The 17689-nt window shown below is 55.9% G+C and carries 17 protein-coding genes; 2 read left to right on the top strand and 15 right to left on the bottom strand.

The genetic code is table 11. The features are described from left to right. Positions 1 to 88: 88 nt before the first annotated feature. From dusA to SCU88_RS01605, 3 genes are all read right to left on the bottom strand, one after another. Positions 89 to 1117 carry a tRNA dihydrouridine(20/20a) synthase DusA gene (gene dusA / locus SCU88_RS01615; RefSeq protein ID WP_175341840.1) on the bottom strand — a complete coding sequence of 343 codons (1029 nt, stop codon included), beginning with the start codon at positions 1115 to 1117 and terminating at the stop codon, positions 89 to 91. A gap of 196 nt (positions 1118 to 1313) precedes the next feature. After that, positions 1314 to 2546 carry a cysteine desulfurase-like protein gene (locus tag SCU88_RS01610; protein WP_175341839.1) on the bottom strand — a complete coding sequence of 411 codons (1233 nt, stop codon included), beginning with the start codon at positions 2544 to 2546 and terminating at the stop codon, positions 1314 to 1316. After that, positions 2530 to 3186, bottom strand: coding sequence for a 2OG-Fe dioxygenase family protein (locus SCU88_RS01605; protein ID WP_138095340.1), 657 nt, complete (start codon positions 3184 to 3186; stop codon positions 2530 to 2532). The genes SCU88_RS01610 and SCU88_RS01605 overlap by 17 nt, the downstream gene beginning before the upstream one ends. A 344-nt stretch (positions 3187 to 3530) precedes the next feature. On the opposite strand from SCU88_RS01605, the gene zur reads away from it, so the two are divergent. Then, the gene (zur, locus tag SCU88_RS01600; RefSeq protein WP_138095339.1) at positions 3531 to 4046 is read left to right on the top strand and encodes a zinc uptake transcriptional repressor Zur; all 516 of its coding nucleotides are present in this window, start codon (positions 3531 to 3533) and stop codon (positions 4044 to 4046) included. 17 nt (positions 4047 to 4063) lie between these two features. Here the strand turns inward: zur and SCU88_RS01595 are convergent, their stop codons facing one another. The 4 genes from SCU88_RS01595 to SCU88_RS01580 all read right to left on the bottom strand — a co-directional run bounded on the left by SCU88_RS01595 (position 4064) and on the right by SCU88_RS01580 (position 6838). Next, positions 4064 to 4273, bottom strand: coding sequence for a CsbD family protein (locus tag SCU88_RS01595; RefSeq protein WP_138095338.1), 210 nt, complete (start codon positions 4271 to 4273; stop codon positions 4064 to 4066). Between the two features lie 57 nt (positions 4274 to 4330). Continuing rightward, complete coding sequence (gene dinF / locus SCU88_RS01590; RefSeq protein WP_175341838.1) at positions 4331 to 5665, bottom strand: MATE family efflux transporter DinF; 1335 nt, start codon at positions 5663 to 5665, stop codon at positions 4331 to 4333. Between the two features lie 87 nt (positions 5666 to 5752). Next, positions 5753 to 6361 (bottom strand): transcriptional repressor LexA, encoded by a 609-nt coding sequence (gene lexA, locus SCU88_RS01585; protein WP_138095336.1) that lies wholly within the window; start codon positions 6359 to 6361, stop codon positions 5753 to 5755. A 108-nt stretch (positions 6362 to 6469) separates the two neighbouring features. Then, on the bottom strand, positions 6470 to 6838 hold the full coding sequence (locus SCU88_RS01580; RefSeq protein WP_175341837.1) for a diacylglycerol kinase: 369 nt from the start codon (positions 6836 to 6838) through the stop codon (positions 6470 to 6472). A gap of 230 nt (positions 6839 to 7068) precedes the next feature. Between SCU88_RS01580 and plsB the strand changes: the two genes are divergently transcribed. Next, on the top strand, positions 7069 to 9531 hold the full coding sequence (gene plsB / locus SCU88_RS01575) for a glycerol-3-phosphate 1-O-acyltransferase PlsB (protein WP_175341836.1): 2463 nt from the start codon (positions 7069 to 7071) through the stop codon (positions 9529 to 9531). A gap of 66 nt (positions 9532 to 9597) precedes the next feature. Here plsB and ubiA read toward each other — a convergent pair whose 3' ends face one another. The 8 genes from ubiA to pgi all read right to left on the bottom strand — a co-directional run bounded on the left by ubiA (position 9598) and on the right by pgi (position 17559). Next, positions 9598 to 10470 carry a 4-hydroxybenzoate octaprenyltransferase gene (gene ubiA / locus SCU88_RS01570; RefSeq protein WP_138095333.1) on the bottom strand — a complete coding sequence of 291 codons (873 nt, stop codon included), beginning with the start codon at positions 10468 to 10470 and terminating at the stop codon, positions 9598 to 9600. Positions 10471 to 10473: 3 nt separating this feature from the next. Further along, positions 10474 to 10983, bottom strand: coding sequence for a chorismate lyase (ubiC, locus tag SCU88_RS01565; protein ID WP_175341835.1), 510 nt, complete (start codon positions 10981 to 10983; stop codon positions 10474 to 10476). 150 nt (positions 10984 to 11133) lie between these two features. Then, complete coding sequence (psiE, locus tag SCU88_RS01560) at positions 11134 to 11547, bottom strand: phosphate-starvation-inducible protein PsiE (RefSeq protein ID WP_175341834.1); 414 nt, start codon at positions 11545 to 11547, stop codon at positions 11134 to 11136. 147 nt (positions 11548 to 11694) lie between these two features. Further along, positions 11695 to 13791 (bottom strand): YjbH domain-containing protein, encoded by a 2097-nt coding sequence (locus SCU88_RS01555; RefSeq protein ID WP_138095330.1) that lies wholly within the window; start codon positions 13789 to 13791, stop codon positions 11695 to 11697. Continuing rightward, complete coding sequence (locus SCU88_RS01550; protein WP_175341833.1) at positions 13791 to 14528, bottom strand: capsule biosynthesis GfcC D2 domain-containing protein; 738 nt, start codon at positions 14526 to 14528, stop codon at positions 13791 to 13793. Before SCU88_RS01550 ends, SCU88_RS01555 begins: the two co-directional genes overlap by 1 nt. Further along, positions 14528 to 15136, bottom strand: coding sequence for a YjbF family lipoprotein (locus tag SCU88_RS01545; RefSeq protein WP_431810145.1), 609 nt, complete (start codon positions 15134 to 15136; stop codon positions 14528 to 14530). The genes SCU88_RS01550 and SCU88_RS01545 overlap by 1 nt, the downstream gene beginning before the upstream one ends. Before the next feature lie 88 nt (positions 15137 to 15224). Beyond that, positions 15225 to 15491: an exopolysaccharide production protein YjbE gene (gene yjbE, locus SCU88_RS01540; RefSeq protein ID WP_138095327.1), complete on the bottom strand. Its 267-nt coding sequence runs from the start codon at positions 15489 to 15491 to the stop codon at positions 15225 to 15227. A gap of 418 nt (positions 15492 to 15909) precedes the next feature. Then, positions 15910 to 17559, bottom strand: a complete 1650-nt coding sequence (gene pgi, locus SCU88_RS01535; RefSeq protein WP_138095326.1) for a glucose-6-phosphate isomerase — start codon at positions 17557 to 17559, stop codon at positions 15910 to 15912. Positions 17560 to 17689 lie beyond the last annotated feature (130 nt).

The following is a 17689-nucleotide window of genomic DNA, read 5'->3' as shown; positions in this document are numbered from 1 at the left end:
GTGCCAGAAATAATTTGTTGAAAAATAACAAAAACGCCCGAAGCGTTGCCCCGGGCGTAGTGAAATTCACCATTAAGTGGCGCAGAAATTAACGATCCCTGACGACTTTCGCCAGCGCCTGCTCCACCACCTGGATACCTGCGCCAGGTTTGTGGGCGTTTTCGCTCAAATGACGTCGCCACTGGCGCGCGCCCGGCACGCCCTGGAACAGGCCCAGCATATGGCGAGTAATATGGCCCAGATAAGTTCCGCGGCTCAGTTCCTGCTCAATATAGGGATACATGGCCCGCACCGTCGCCGCCGGGTCGGCATCCGGCCCGGTGGTGCCAAAAATCACCCGATCCACCGCTGCCATAATGCCCGGATTCTGGTACGCCTCACGCCCTACCATCACGCCATCCATGTGCTGTAAGTGGGCCTGCGCCTCCTCCAGGGACTTAATGCCGCCGTTAATCGACATCGTCAACTGCGGGAAATCGCGCTTAAGCTGATAAACCCGCGGATAGTCCAGCGGCGGAACCTCGCGATTCTCTTTCGGGCTCAGGCCGGAAAGCCAGGCTTTGCGGGCATGGATAATAAAGGTTTCACAGCCGCCCTGCTCCGCCACTGTACCGACGAAATCGCACAGGAATGCGTAGCTGTCCTGGTCGTCAATGCCGATACGGGTCTTTACCGTTACCGGAATGGAAACCACGTCGCACATGGCTTTAATGCAGTCCGCCACCAGCTGCGCTTCGCCCATCAGGCAAGCGCCGAAGCGCCCATTCTGTACGCGATCCGACGGGCAACCCACGTTCAGGTTAACCTCATCATAGCCGCGCTCTTCCGCCAGACGGGCGCAGTGCGCCAACTGCTGGGGATCGCTACCACCCAATTGCAGCGCGACCGGATGTTCCTCTTCGCTGTAAGCCAGGTAGTCCCCTTTACCGTGAATAATGGCGCCGGTGGTTACCATCTCGGTATAGAGCAACGCATGGCGCGATAACTGGCGCAGAAAATAACGGCAGTGTCTGTCCGTCCAGTCGAGCATTGGCGCAACGGAAAAACGATGGGGGAGAAAGGAAGTTACGGCAGCGCCGTTTTGCAATGCGTTTTGCGATTCTGGGTTCTGGTGCATGTTTACACTTGTTGGCGTATTTTGGACTTATCTGTCTCCCGTATGTCTCCTGAGGAGTGTACGAATGGAAACGGCGATGGCGGATTATACTACAGAAAGAAGGTGCAAAGCAGATTCCCGGGAAACTGGTCGGTACATTACGTATTCTCAAAAATACAGGCCCATCAAATAGCAGCCTGCATTCTAAAATGGACGATTAACCAACTATTCGCCGCAGTGTTTCAAACAGGCGATCGATATCGCTGCGGGTGTTGTAGTGCATCAACCCAATACGCACCACCCCGCCCCGCTCTGCGAGCTCCAGTTGCCGGATAAGCCCCTGAGCATAGAAGTGACCGTTCCCCACGCAGATATTTTCATCCCCTAAGCCTCTGGCGATCCGCTCGGGCGACCGTCCTTCAAAGGTCAGCGCGAACGTAGGCGTTCTGAGTCGGGCATCGGCACTGTTAACACCGTAGAGACGTACACCGTTTACTGCCTGCAGACGCGCCAGAAAATATTCGCTCAGCGCCTGTTCATGAAGCTGATAGCAGGCATAGCTCTCCTGCAGACGCTGGCGTAACGGTGCTTCTTCCGTTCCCCACTGGGCCAGGTACTCAATAGCGGCCACCACACCTGCCAACCCTTCAAAGCTCAGAGTCCCGGTTTCAAAACGCCCGGGGCCAATATCGGTCGCTGGCGCCACCTTATAAGGCCGAAGCGCCTGTAACCAACGCGGCGCGATATACGCCATACCAACGTGCGGGCCACAAAATTTATAGGCGGAGCAGACCAAAAAATCACAGCCCAACGCCTGCACATCCGGCAGGTGATGGGGCGTATAATGCACGGCATCCACGTAAACCATGGCCCCGACCTTATGCGCTGCCTCTACGATGCGCCGCACATCGACAATACTGCCAGTGGTATTGGAAGCAAGGCATACCGCCACCAGTCGGGTGGCGGGAACAATCTGCTCGCAGATACGCTCCACATCCAGCGTGCATTCTGGTTCGTTAACCGGCACCTGGCGAACAACCACCTGACGATCGTCCGCCGCCTGCTGCCAACTGGAAACATTGGCATAGTGATCCAGCGCGGTGACGATAATCTCATCGCCAGGTTGCCACTCACGGCTGATAATACGGCTAAGATGGAAGGTCAGCGCCGTCATGCTGGCGCCAAACACGATGTTGTCCGGCGCGTATGCATTCAGCAGCGCCTGCACCGATTCCCGGGCGCGGCGTACCAGGGCTTCCGTTTTACGGCTGGAGAAATAATGGCCCCCCAGGTTGGCATTGTTGCGCCCCAGGTAACCCGCCATCGCCTCCAGCACCGATACCGGCACCTGGGTGCCGCCGGGTCCATCAAGAAACACCGGCGGCGGCGATACTTCCGGGGCGGAAAGTGCGCCAAACTGCGCGCGTACCGCTTCAGGCGTGAAGTTCATTGGGCTGCTCCCTGGCCGTGAGTACGAAGACATCCATATGCCCCTCCTCACCCTGCCTGACGGCCCGGATTGGGCTGGCGTTATGCCATAACGTATGGTCGGCCAGCATGGCTACTTCACCATTTTCCAGCACCTTGCGGAAGAATGGCGCCTCATGGTTGTTGCTGTACAGCATGACGTCACCGCCGACGATATTTTCACGATCGATCGCCACCAGCGCGATATGATCAAACCCGTCCTGATGGATCCCTTCCGGCGCCACCTGGGTTTCATCGTAGATCGCGGTAACACGCATCTGGTGGATCTCAATCTCCTGTCCGTCTGGCAACCCGTTACTTTCCACAAACAGTCGGCAAACCTCACGCAGACCGTCGCTTTTCAGCGTGGTGGACTCCAGCGGTTCAAAGCGGCGCACCACATTGCCCTGAAAGCGGTTAATATCGCTGGACTGAACAAAATCATGCTTATCAACTTCTTCCACCTCTCCGTGGCGGAATCGAACAACGGAATAGCGTCGCAGCCGGTACTGACCATCGGCGTGAGCCGTGGCAGGCAGCGTGGCGAATGTGGGTGCCAGTTGGGCGACGGAAACCTGACTCAGGCAGGTGAGATGCAGGACGGACTCATGCTTATGTAACATTCTTACTTCCCTCTTTATAAGAATCATGACGGGTGAATAAAAAATGCCCTTAATCAAGGTAGTCATCCGCCTGATTCCGGTCAAAGAGCAAGCAGTAAATAATGCTATCAAAATCACAATATGCGATATATCGCCAGGAATCAGATCTTATTTACAGAAATATATATGATAAAAATGCATTTCATCATGCAATAACACTTCTCTATTAAGGTGCGTAATCCTCCGCCTTAACACCTGACTGCCGCGCCGTATCACACTCCAGGTGACGACGGCGTTCAGGATATCGGCGTTTTAGCGGGTTCATGATAAAATTGGGCAAGATTCCGAGATAACGAGGCAGACTGATGGATATGACGACACCGCAAGATGTGCTGGCGCGTGCAGAGAAACTGTGCCAGCAGCGCAACGTGCGCCTGACGCCTCAGCGCCTTGAAGTACTGCGTCTGATGACGCTGCAGGATAGCTCCATTAGCGCCTACGATCTGCTCGATCTGCTGAAGGCCAGCGAACCCCAGGCCAAGCCCCCTACCGTATACCGGGCGCTGGATTTTCTTCTGGAGCAGGGGTTTGTACACAAAGTTGAGTCCACTAACAGCTATGTGCTGTGCCATCACTTTGATGAGCCTATGCACACTTCCGCCATGTTTATCTGCGATCGCTGCGGTTCGGTGAAAGAGGAGAGTGCGGAAGGTGTGGAGGAGATAATGCACAAGCTGGCGGCCGGTAACGGCTTTGCTCTACACCACAATGTGATCGAAGCACACGGTCTGTGCGCGCCCTGCGCCGAAGTGGAAGCCTGCCGCAACCGCGAAATCTGCCAGCACGATCACAGCGTCGCCGTGAAAAAACGCGGGCGCTAAACCGCGCCCACGCCCTGCTACCAGCGGTAATCGTTACGCTTTTCCCACTGGGTCACCTCTTTTTCTGCCTGGGCTCTGGCGTAGCCATAGCGTTGCTGAAGCCTGCCAATCAGCCGCTCATGACGGCCGCTGGCAATGGCGCCGTCATCGTCGGTCATCCTGCCCCAGGCTTCGCGGACTCTACCCACCAGACGGCGGCAGCCGCCTTCGATTTCGTCTCTGAGCATTGCGTACCTCCGCGCCGGATTTAGCCTCACTCACCCATAAAGTATAGCCTTGCAGGCTCACTGGTGGCCCGGCACCTTAAACCAGGTATCGTTACGCCAGTGACGGCGCCAGATCCAGCCCAGGGAGAGGCCACGCAGCCCCAGGAATACCGTCAGAGCCAGCCACAAGCCATGGTTGCCCAGCCAGGGCAGCGTCAGTAGCGTCAGTCCGAATCCCAGCGCGGCAACCGCCATGCTGTTACGCATTTCCGCGCCGCGGGTGGCCCCCACAAACATGCCATCCAGCAGATAACACCAGACGCCAACCAGCGGCAGCACCGCCTGCCACAGCAGATAGCGATCCGCCTGAGCCTGAAGTTCGGGGATTGAGGTTAACAGGGCCACGATCTGCGCCCCCGCCAGGGCGTAGATCGCAGCGAAGCAGAGCGCCACCAGACCCGCCTGGCGGCAGGCTGCTCGCCATACGCTCAACAGCTGGCCGGTACTGCGCGCGCCAAAGGCCTGGCCGGAGTGGGCCTCTACCGCATAAGCAAAACCATCCAGCGCATAGGCGGTGAAGGTCAGCATGGTCATCAATACCGCGTTAATCGCCACGATTTCGCTACCGAGGCGCGCACCGCAAATGGTAATACCGGCAAAACAGAGCTGAAGCAGCAGGGAACGCAGCATAATGTCGCGGTTCAAAGCCAGCAGGCGGCGAATATTGCCGCGCCAGGCCTGCTTCAGCATATCCATCGAGATGCCACGTAGCCGCAGTACCCGCCACACCATCACCAGCCCGATAAGCAGCGTCGCATATTCGGCAATGACCGTCGCCAGCGCCGCCCCCTGCACGTTCATATGCAGGCCTACCACAAACCAGAGATCCAGCGAAATATTCAGCAGGTTACCCACCACCAGCAGAATAACCGGCGCACGGGCGTACTGGACACCCAGCAGCCAACCCAGCAGTACCAGATTGGCGAGCGTTGCCGGAGCGCTCAGCCAGCGAATGGCCAGGAAGCGCTGCGCCTGATACAGAACCTGCTCGCTGCCGCCGACAATGTACAAAGCCAAATCAATCAGCGGAGTACGTAACGCCACGATCAGCACACCGGCAATCAACGCCAGCATCAGCGGCTGAACCAGCGCTCTGGCCAGCGCCGGCGCATTTTTCGCGCCCCATGCCTGAGCCGCAAAGCCGGTGGTGCTCATCCGCAGGAACAGCAGCAACATAAACAAAAAGCTGGTCGTCGTAGCGCCAACGGCAACGCCGCCCAGATAATCCGGCGAGTCGAGATGACCAATGACCGCAGTATCCACCAGCCCCAGCAGCGGTACCGTCACGTTAGAGAAAATCATCGGCAGCGCCAGCCGCCATAATGCTTTATCGGTTTTTTGGAAAAGGGGCATGGCCATTATCCGGTTATGCAGTCAGGAGAGTTAAAGCAGAGACGCGCCCGGGAACGGACGCGTCAGCAGGGGGATGCGTTTATAAATTCAGAGCCATTCGCCGTTGCGGATCACCCCGACGGCCAGCCCTTCAATAGTAAAATTCTGTTCGCGCAGATCGACCACAATAGGTTCAAACTCGCTGTTTTCCGGCAGCAGTTGTACCGTGTTGCCCTGCTTCTTCAGGCGTTTAACCGTGACTTCATCTTCAATGCGAGCCACGATGACCTGACCGTTGCGCGCCTCCTGAGTCTTATGTACCGCCAGCAGGTCACCATCCATAATGCCGATATCTTTCATCGACATACCGCTCACTCGCAGCAGGAAGTCCGCACTCGGTTTAAACAGGGAAGGGTCGACCTGATAGTGGCCTTCAATATGCTGCTGGGCCAGCAGCGGCTCACCCGCGGCAACGCGCCCAACCAGCGGCAGCCCCTCTTCTTCTTCATGCAGCAGTCGGATACCGCGTGAAGCGCCAGAGACGATTTCGAGAACCCCTTTGCGCGCCAGAGCCTTCAGGTGTTCTTCTGCGGCATTAGGCGAACGGAAGCCCAGTCGCTGCGCGATTTCCGCACGGGTGGGCGGCATTCCCGTCTGGCTGATATGCTCCCTGATGAGATCAAAAACCTCTTGTTGCCTGGCCGTTAACGCTTTCATTCCGCCCCCTGGGTGTATATACAGTTATGCTGTGAGTATATACAGCAGAAGGCGATTTTGGAACCACAACGTGGTAAAAAGTCAGCGTTTTATCCGTTTCCTGAAGCTTTACCGCAAATGCGACCAGAGTAGCGTGACCCAGGTGAAAAGCGCGACGATAATCGCTAACAGCACGGCGGCGGAGCCCATATCTTTCGCGCGACCGGAAAGTTCGTGATACTCGCTGCCGATCCGGTCAACAACGGCTTCGATGGCGCTATTCAGAATTTCGACGATCGTGACCAGCATGACGGAGCCAATCAGCAGCACGCGCGTCATGGCGTCAACATCCAGCCAGCAGGCCACTATAATGGCAATAACCGCGGCGACCCCTTCCTGGCGGAAGGCCGCTTCGTTACGCCACGCCGCGCTCAGACCTTTCCAGGAATAGCCGGCAGCTTTGATGATACGGGTAAAACCAGTGGTATTATTCGCCATGTAATGGAAACCTTTTCAAAAAACACACTCTAAATAGTTCAGTTGCATCAAAGCGGCAAGGGCGCGCCCGAGCCGATTAACGAAGCCAGACCGAATGCAGCAGGCAGTATGACGAAAATCAGCGTCAACGCCAGCGCGCTTCGATTAATAGTGGTGCCGCAGAATTTCCGTGCCGTTTCTGGTATTCTGACGGCGCATTTGCATGATTAACCAGAGGCTTTACATCATTTATGTCAGGCTGGTCCCGATTTTTATACAAGCTCCTTAATTTACCATTAAGTATTCTGGTAAAGAGCAAGTCAATTCCGGCGGATCCCTGCGCCGAACTTGGCCTGGATACTTCGCGTCCGATTATGTACGTTCTGCCCTATAACTCGAAGGCAGACTTGTTGACGCTGCGTGCGCGCTGTCTGGCCCACGATCTGCCGGACCCCATGGAGCCGCTGGAAGTGGACGGCGTCGTCCTGCCGCGCTATGTGTTCGCGCACGACGGTCCCCGCGTCTTCACCTATTACACGCCTAAACAAGAGTCCATCAAACTATTCCATAACTATCTGGATCTACACCGCAGTAATCCGAATCTTGACGTTCAGATGGTGCCCGTCTCTGTGATGTTCGGCCGTGCGCCGGGCAAAGAGAAAGGGGAAGCCAACCCGCCGCTGCGCAATCTGAACGGTATTCAAAAATTCTTCGCCGTGATCTGGCTGGGCCGCGACAGCTTTGTGCGCTTCTCGCCACCGGTTTCTCTGCGCCGTATGGCTACCGAACATGGTACGGACAAGCGTATCGCCCAGAAGCTGCTGCGTATCGCCAGAATGCACTTCTCGCGTCTGCGTCTGGCGGCCGTAGGGCCACGTCTGCCGGCCCGTCAGGATCTGTTTAATAAGCTGCTGTCCTCCAAGGCCATTGCCCGGGCGGTAGAAGACGAAGCGCGTACCAAAAAGATCTCCCATGAAAAGGCCCAACAGAACGCCGTAGCCCTGATGGAAGAGATAGCGGCTAACTTCTCTTACGAAGCTATCCGCGTAACCGATCGCGTACTGGGTTTTACCTGGAACCGGCTCTATCAGGGCATCAACGTCCATAACGCCGAGCGCATTCGTCAACTGGCCCACGAGGGCCACGAACTGGTCTATGTCCCCTGCCACCGCAGCCATATGGACTATCTGCTGCTCTCTTACGTGCTCTACCACCAGGGGCTGGTACCACCGCATATCGCTGCCGGTATCAACCTTAACTTCTGGCCAGCGGGCCCGATTTTCCGCCGCCTGGGCGCATTCTTCATCCGCCGTACCTTCCGGGGCAATAAGCTCTATTCCACCGTATTCCGCGAATATCTGGGTGAGTTGTTCAGCCGCGGTTACTCGGTAGAGTACTTTGTGGAAGGCGGACGTTCGCGTACCGGACGGCTGCTGGATCCGAAAACCGGTACCCTGTCGATGACCATTCAGGCGATGCTGCGCGGCGGTACCCGCCCCATCACGCTGGTTCCCATCTACATTGGCTACGAACATGTCATGGAAGTGGGCACCTATGCGAAAGAGCTGCGCGGTGCCACCAAAGAGAAAGAGAGCTTCACTCAGATGGTACGCGGCTTAAGCAAGTTGCGTAATCTGGGTCAGGGTTACGTTAACTTCGGCGAGCCGATTCCGCTGAACAACTGGCTGAACCAGAACGTGCCGGAATGGCGTGACGATATCGATCCCATCGAAGCGGTACGCCCAGCCTGGCTGACGCCGTCAGTCAACGCTATCGCCGCAGATCTGATGGTGCGCATTAACAACGCCGGCGCGGCAAACGCCATGAATCTGTGCTGTACCGCGCTACTGGCGTCACGTCAGCGCTCTCTGACCCGCGAACAGCTAACCGAACAGCTGAACTGCTATCTGGATATTCTGCGTAACGTCCCCTATTCGCCGGACGCGACGGCGCCGAAAGTCACCGCCGATGAACTGATCAATCACGCGCTACAGATGAATAAGTTCGAAGTGGAAAAAGATACAATCGGCGACATCATCATTCTGCCGCGCGAGCAGGCGGTACTGATGACCTACTACCGCAATAACCTGATGCATATGCTGGTGCTGCCATCGCTGCTGGCCATGATGATTACCCAACGCCGTCATCTGACCCGCAGTGCGCTACTGGAGCAGGTGACGCTGCTCTACCCGATGCTGAAGAGCGAGTTATTCCTGCGTTGGGAAAAAGAGGCGCTGCCCGCGGAGATCGACGCGCTACTGGACGAACTGCAACGCCAGGGGCTGATCCTGATTAACGGCGATACGCTACAGGTGAACCCGCTGCGCTCCCGTACCCTGCAACTGCTGGCGGCAGGCGTGCGCGAGACCATTCAGCGTTATGCCATCACCTTCTGGCTGCTGGGTGCCAACCCGGGCATTAACCGCGGCACTCTGGAAAAAGAGAGTCGCACTCTGGCACAGCGCCTGTCGGTTCTGCATGGTATCAATGCGCCGGAATTCTTCGATAAGGCAGTCTTCTCTACTCTGGTGCTAACCCTGCGCGATGAAGGCTATATCAGCGACAGCGGCGACGCTGAATCTGAACGAGCGCTGCAGGTTTACCAACTGTTGGCCGAACTGCTGACCTCCGATGTGCGCCTGACCATTGAGAGCGCCACCTCGCAGAATGGCGGTATCGAGGCCAAAGAAGAAGCAACAGAACAGGCTGAATAACGCGCCGTAAAAATGAAAAAAGCCGGTCAGGTGTTACACCGACCGGCTTTTTTATGCACTCAATAATCAGAAATGCAGATAGCTCAGCACCAGACCGATAAACAGCGCCAGGCCAACGTAGTTGTTGTTCATAAAGGCCCGGAAGCAGGCATCGCGATCGCGGTTCGCTATCATCTTCTGCTGCCAGACAAACAACCCGGCGGCAATGGCAATCGATGCATACCACAGGCCGCCAAGGCCATTCAGCACGCCAAGCAGTATCATGATCGCCACCACGCCAGATTGCAACAGACCAATAATCAGTTTGTCATAGCGGCCAAACAGAATCGCCGTAGACTTAACGCCAATCTTCAAATCGTCATCGCGATCCACCATGGCGTACTCGGTATCGTAGGCCACGGCCCAGAGAATATTCGCCAGGAACATCAGCCAGCAGGAGATCGGCACGCTTTCACTAACGGCGGAGAAAGCCATCGGTATCGCCCAGCCGAAAGCTGCGCCCAGCACCACCTGGGGCAGATGGGTGTAGCGCTTCATAAAGGGGTAAACCCATGCCAGCGCCAGCCCGGCCACCGACAGCAGGATCGTCATGCTGTTCAGAGTCAGCACCAGCAGGAAGGAGAGCAGCACCAGCACCCCAAACAGAATACGGGCCTCTTTTTCACTCACCGCGCCGCTGGGCAGGGGACGATTCGCTGTGCGCTTCACATGACCATCGAACTTGCGGTCCGCGTAGTCATTCACCACACAGCCCGCGGCACGCATCAACCAGACGCCCGCCACAAAAACCAGCAGTATCGTTAACGGCGGCGCGCCCGGGGTTGCCATCCACAGCGCCCACAGCGTCGGCCAGAGCAGCAACAGCGCGCCTATGGGCTTATCAGTGCGCATCAATCGGTGATACGCCAGCAGCTTATTCTGCTTCAGAGTCCACTCCATTTTTTATTCCTCTCGATACAGCGGCGACGCAGGAAGGAAAAGCTCGGTCAACAACAGCGGTTTTCCTGAGAGCCGGAGACGGGAACGGCGCCCCCACAGCTCTGCACTACGTCCGGTTTCAATAAAATCGCGCGTCAGGGTCGATGATGAAAACAGATAACGCCCTAACGGGGTAGTTCCCAACTGGCGCAGCGCCAGCTCCGGGCCATTCAGCGTTGACTGCGGCACCAGCGTCCGGCCAGCAAGCCAGGGTTCACCATCGCCGCACAGCAAAATCTCACGTAGCCAGAAGCGCTCTTCGTCCGGCAGTAGCGCTGCTTCCCCGGGCATCAGCTCTCCGGCATCAACAAAGGCTTCGCGCAGTATCTCCACGCTGACCCTGTGGCAGTATTGCTCAAAGCGTTTCGTCATGGAATCTTCCAGCAGCAGCCAGTCGCTCAGTGCGTGGCTTAAAGCTGGGATATCCTGAAAGTAGTGGAGTTCGCGCAGCTGCGCCAGCGCGGGATGGGACATAACACCTTCTCCGGAAAAAATTCTGAAGGCATTGTAACGCAGAACCCGCGGCTCGTGTGGGGCAAAGCATATTCCAGCGATCTTAATAGCAACAAAGGTGTAACACACGAATAAAGTGACGGCCCAGGCAGGGCCGTCAACAAGACGCGATTATTCGCGCTTCAGGAGGCTGGTGTTACATAACCACAGCGTGATCACCAGCAGCAGGAGCGCACCGGAATAGACCAGTACCTCTTCGGGCGTCTCGTGGGAAATAATAATGAGTCGCACGATGGCAGTAATGCCAATGTAGACGAAGTAGCGCAGCGGGAAGTGATAACCAGACTGAAAGTACTTCACAATCAGCGCGATAAATTCAAAATAGAGAAACCAGACCAGTAGCCCTTCCACCAGCTGATATTTGGTCACCTGTTCGCTATTAATAAACAGCACATAGGTCAGGTGCAGCGTCTCTTTCCCCAGAAACACCATCAAAATCAGTCCCAGGCTCAGTAGCCCCAGATTCAGCACTGACTGTAATCCATAAGCGATCCACTCCGCCGGAGAGCGAGATGGCAACGACATGTTATTCCCCTTATTCATATCAGGATACTGGCTCCTTTATAAGGGAAAAACGTGATCCAGATCTACTTTATTTAACGCGGTTTTCACACTTTTACCCGCAAAAAAAACCGCCTCCCTGATGGGAGGCGGCGGTGATGACCAGAACGCTTATCGGAAGTTGATATTGCGGTCGCTGGTCATGCTGTAAAGCTCGAACTTGCGGCCCAGCATCTGGCCACCATCGCGGGTAAGCGGCTGCCAGCCCACCAGGGCACGGCTGCGGGTCGCACCCGACGAGAAGAGATCCAACGGAACGGAGACATAGACCCCTTTGGTGAACTCCCCTTCCCCATACTCTTCGGACGAGACATTGGTGATAGTGGCGTAGCCACCCACCACGATGCCGCTGTCGAAGTGTTTAGAGATATCCAGGGTTCCCCCCTTGTCGCCCGCCAGGTACTGGCCCACGCTGGCTTTCACCAGTACGCCATCGGCAAACGGCGGTGTCCAGTAAGCGGTCAGGTGCCCGGTCTTCACGCTGTAGTCGGTGAACTTCATCATATCCTGAGAGCTACGCCAGTCACGCTGCTTCACGTAGTTGGCGTTCAGCCCCACCGCCCAGTTGCTGTCGAGCGGACGGTACAGTACCTCGGCGCCTGCGCCACCGAACATAGTTTCCAGATAACCGGCATAGGCCTGTCCGTACCAGCCTTTGCCCAGATACTGGAAGTAGTTGGCCTGTAGATCGTTCACATAGACATCGTTCTGAACGTATTCACGCACGTGAGTACGCACCCGCGGCAAATGCGTGTCGCTCGGAGGACTGGTGTAGTTAAATTTGTCGTAGTTGTTCTTGATATTGGCGAACAGGCTACCACTGGTCAGCAGGTGGTCTGTCAGCCACAGATCGGCGGAGCCCCTGATACCCAACTGGTACATATAGAAGCTTTCCGCGCCGCCGAAGGACTGACTCAGAACCGGATCGATCGAATAACTAAAGCGTGGTTTGTCCAGATACCAGCCCTGTTCGGTGCTGTCCGGCACCACCGGATCCACCCGGCGCTGAGCCAGCGGTGTTTCGTGGCCCAGCGGCTCTCCTTCCAGATGATGACGCAGGCTATCAACGTCGGTTTCGGTGGTCACCTGCGGCATAGCGACCCGGCTTTCCGTTACGCGGATCTTGTTTATCCCTTCCGGCAGGTCATTCATCACAATGCGGTTAGCGCGATCGATACCCTCACGCGAGTCACGGTATTTCACCTGATCGCCGGTGACATAAAGGGTATCCCCTTTGGTCTGAATCTGCGGATTAGTCAGACCGGCATTGTATTTCAACTGGGTCAGCTGATTACCCACCACGCTGTGCTGTAGGATCTTATCCTGAGGCTGCGGCCGGTATTCCGGCTTACGGTTATCGGCGTAGTGAGATTTAAGATCGTTAAAGTTGGTGCGCAGCGTGAAGCCGAACATAAAGGTATTGCCACGCTCATAGCTGACGTTGACATCGGCCCAGTCGGTGACCCGATAGATGGCGCCCACGTTAAAGTTGCTGCGCTGCTCAAGCCGTCCGGCATAATCGCCGCTGTAATCATTGCCTTCATACTCCAGCTTCAGGCGCAGCGGCTGCCAGGGCGTCTGGTATTCGATACCGCCGAATATCGACGCCGGGCCGTGGAACATATCGCCAAATTCGAACGAACCCGCCTTCTTGTTGCTGTTATCGCGATAGCAGTATTTATCGCTGTAGCTACAGAACGGGTTAGTAACGTTTCCGGCAGTCCCCAGATAGCCCCAGCCGATCCCCAGCGAGAAGTCGAACGGCCCCCAGGCCTTACTGGCCACCAGGTATTCGCTGTCGAACAGGCCGGTACCGCCCAGATCCCGGATACCCACCGCCACCTGCGGCGTCCAGTAGCCCTCTTCCCACAGGCGCAGCTTCACATCAAACGACTTATCCTTATAGGTCTGATCGCCAGAGAAAGAGTCCACATTACTGTACTTACGGGTACGAACATCGGTGTAGCGCAGGGTTGTTTCCAGCCAGGGCATTAACTGCACCGAAGCCGAATAGAAGCGGTACTGATCGTTGTCGCGATAGTTAACGCTGAACTCCCCATCGCGCGCCATACGCGCGGTGGGCGTCTGTAACAGGCCCACGCCGCCGAAGTCGGACTGGGACGGGCCGATGGGCGCCGGGTAGCTCTCCGCCTGGCAGGCGGAAGAGACAGCCAGCGCCAGTAAACTGTAGAGGTAACGTTTCTTCATCAATCCGGTATCCGATGGGTCAGAGAGTGGAGAATCTGCTCATTCAGGCCATCCCAGGCGGAGGAGAAGATATGATCGGCAAAGCCGACGAAGATAATGCTGCCGGGCATAGGTTCAACGTGGCGCTTGTTCCAGTAAGCCACCGGCGCTTTCACCGTTTTGCCGTCGGGGTAAACCACCCAGGCATAACTGCGATCGCCGCCGCTGAGCGTGCTGACATCATCAAGGTATTCATCCACTGAGCGGCCTGGAGCAAATGTCTTCTTGCCAGGCGTGCTTACCAGCCCCATCACCGTCACAGTGGTGGGCTTCTGGCCGACCCATAGCGAATATTCCCCCAGCAATGGCGGATTACTTTCAGGATTCACCCGCACCCGATCCGGATCGAGGTTAACCAGCTGGCGTCCGGTGACCCGGATAGCCTGGAGCTGGGTACGCAGACCGTTAATGGCCGCGCCTTCGTCGCCACCGCGATCGGCGGCAAGGGCCGCCAGCCGCGCCAGCAGTTTCTGGTGCTGTTGTTCAGCCACCGCCGTTGACTGACGTTCGCTAATCACGGTGCCCGGCCACCAGCTATGCGCCAACGTGGGCTGCGTCACCAGATCGGCAAGACGTTCGGCACCGGTCACGGTTAACGGAGGCGCTGAATTCCCTGGATAAACGGTAATGGTGCCGGCGGCACAGGCGCCACCGGCAAAGGCCAGCATCAGCGAAGCGAGAATTAGCTTTGTTGTCATTATTTCGCCGCCTTCAACAGAATGGTGGTAATCGGGTAGTAGCCGGGCCCGAGGTACTGCTTCGTTTTACGGATATAGCCCTCTTCATCCACCCAGTAGCGGTTATGCCAGCTACCGGCGTCAGTGGTCACTTTTTCATCCAGTATGCGAACCGGCGTGACGTCGCTGCCCACCTCCAGTGAGTCCTTGCCGTCCCAGTGGAAAGTGGAGCGCAGCGTAGCGTTGCGTACCTGCTGGTGTTCCGTCCAGCTGGCCTGTCGCGTCCAACTGGCGCCGTCAACAATCTGGTTCACTTTCGCCAGCGGATCCTGTTGCAGGTTAGTGACTTCCACCAGGTTGTCGCCCAACCCCACGGTTTTCACCAGGCGATCGTGCTGCGTCACCAGGGTCGCATGGTCCTGGGTGACCCACTTGTGTTGCCCGTTTTCTGAAAACGCCAGAACCACAAAGATCTGCGGCCCGTCATTCAGCCGGACATACTGGCTGGCGTAGGGCATGTTCTGGATCTCATCGTCGCTGAGTTGCACCCCGTCAGTGCCAAAAAAGCGGTTCCAGAGTGACGAAACAGGAGAGGTGTTAGAACAGGCCTGCAGAAACAGGCACATCATCACAATAGCAAGTCGCTGCACGACATTTCCCCGAATTCAAAATAACCACACCGCAGTGTGGTTATGGTTAAAACCTCAGTAAAAATTACTAAGGGGTGGTGCTGGTCGTAGTGGTTGTGGAGGTAGAGGTGGTGGTGGTAGTGCCAGTATTGGCGCCATCACTGCCCCCAACTGCGGCAAGCGCAGTCCCTACCACAGACCCTACTGCGCTAGACCCGGTCGCTGTTGAACTCCCCACAGAAACGGAGTTCGCTGCACCGCCAGCCGCTTCGCCACTGGTCAAAGGACCAGCAGTAGCGGTACCAGCAGACGCCAGCGCCAGTACGGCCATTGCGCCATAAAGGACTTTCTTCATAACAATTTCCCTTCATTGAATGAATGGAGATTTACCTGAAAAGAGTTTCAGGCGTTCCCGAGTATACACAATAAGCGAGACCTGTTTCCGGCTGAGGGAAATAACGAAGAGGTTTTAGGATTAATAGCGGGAATATAGATAATACAATTACAAATATTATATTTATTTCTTTAAAATCAATAAAATAACAAGGATTCAATGGTTATGATAAGGTGAGTGCATCAAGAAATAAACCGGAATAACCATCCGGCCTTCGGCGATTTTAGGATTAACCTGAGAGAGCAAGCTCTCCTTATATATGCAAACAACTGGATTTCTCCGATAAAAAAATGCCGGCGCACAGCCGGCATAATTAAAATATATCACCCAGGATATTCCGGGCAGGACAGTCGCTATTAAGACCGTCCTCAATAGGCAATTAACCGCGCCAGGCTTTATAACGGTTAATCAGACCATTGGTGGAGCTGTCGTGGCTGCTCACCTCACCGCCATCAGACAGTTCCGGCAGAATGCGGTTAGCCAGCTGTTTGCCAAGCTCTACGCCCCACTGGTCAAAGGTGAAGATATTGAGGATCGCCCCCTGGGTGAAGATCTTATGCTCATAGAGGGCAATCAACGCCCCCAGGCTGAACGGTGTGATTTCACGCAGCAGTATAGAGTTGGTCGGGCGGTTGCCTTCAAATACCTTGAACGGCACCACGTGATCCAACTGAGACGGATCTTTACCCTGATCGCGGAACTCCTGCTCCACAACTTCGCGGGATTTACCGAACGCCAGCGCTTCAGTCTGAGCAAAGAAGTTAGAGAGCAGTTTCGGATGATGATCCGAAAGCGGGTTATGGCTGATGGCTGGTGCGATAAAGTCGCAGGGAACCAGTTTGGTACCCTGGTGAATCAACTGGTAGAACGCATGCTGACCGTTGGTGCCCGGCTCACCCCAGATGATCGGCCCGGTCTGATAATCCACCGGCTTACCGGTACGGTCAACGTACTTACCGTTGGACTCCATATTACCCTGCTGGAAATAGGCCGCGAAGCGGTGCATATACTGGTCGTAAGGCAGAATCGCTTCCGTTTCGGTGCCAAAGAAATTGTTATACCAGATGCCGATCAGCGCCAGCAGTACCGGCAGGTTTTTCTCCGCTGGCGTGGTAGAGAAGTGCTTATCCATAGCGTGAGCGCCGGAAAGCAGCTGCACGAAGTTGTCATAGCCAACGGAAAGCACAATAGACAGACCAATAGCGGACCACAGAGAATAACGGCCGCCGACCCAGTCCCAGAATTCAAACATATTGGCGGTATCGATGCCAAACTCGCCTACCGCCTTCGCGTTGGTGGACAGCGCGGCAAAGTGTTTCGCTACGTGCTTTTCATCGCCAGCGCTCTTCAGAAACCAGTCGCGGGCGCTGTGGGCATTGGTCATGGTTTCCTGGGTGGTGAAGGTTTTGGAGGCCACCAGGAACAGTGTGGTTTCCGGATTAACCCGCTTCAGCACTTCGGCGATATGGGTGCCGTCCACGTTAGAGACAAAGTGCATGTTCAGGTGGTTTTTATAGGGGCGCAGCGCCTCGGTTACCATATAGGGGCCAAGGTCGGATCCGCCGATACCGATGTTGACCACATCGGTGATGGCTTTGCCGGTATAACCTTTCCACTCGCCGCCGATCACGGAGTCGGAGAATTTCTTCATTTTCTCCAGTACCGCGTTTACTTCCGGCATCACATCTTTTCCGTCCACCAGGATCGGGGTATTGCTCCGGTTACGCAGCGCCACATGCAGAACGGCGCGATCTTCGGTGCGGTTAATCTTCTCACCGGCGAACATCGACTTGATGGCACCGGCCAGGTCGCTCTCTTCGGCCAGCGCCAGCAGCTTGTTCAGCGTCTCTTCGGTAATGCGGTTTTTGGAGTAGTCCACCAGCATCAGGTCATCAAAGGTTGCCGAAAACTTGCCAAAACGGTTCGAATCCTTAGCGAAAAGCTCGCTAATTTCGACCTCTTTCATCTCATTAAAATGCTGTTCCAGCGCCTTCCAGGCGGCAGTCTGCGTAGGATTGATGTTTTTCATAGCAATACTCTTCTGATTTGAGAATTGTGACTGGGGTCAATTGTAGCGCCTGCTTCAGCGAATTGTGATGATTTTATGCCATAAAACCGGCAGGTGTTTTTCGTTAACCGGCCCAACTATACTTGCCCGC

The organism is Jejuibacter sp. L23 (genome assembly GCF_050815825.1).
Classification (GTDB): Bacteria; Pseudomonadota; Gammaproteobacteria; order Enterobacterales; family Enterobacteriaceae; genus Jejubacter; species Jejubacter calystegiae.
Note: the sequence above shows the minus strand (reverse complement) of the source record. Positions and strands in the feature narration are given on the sequence as shown.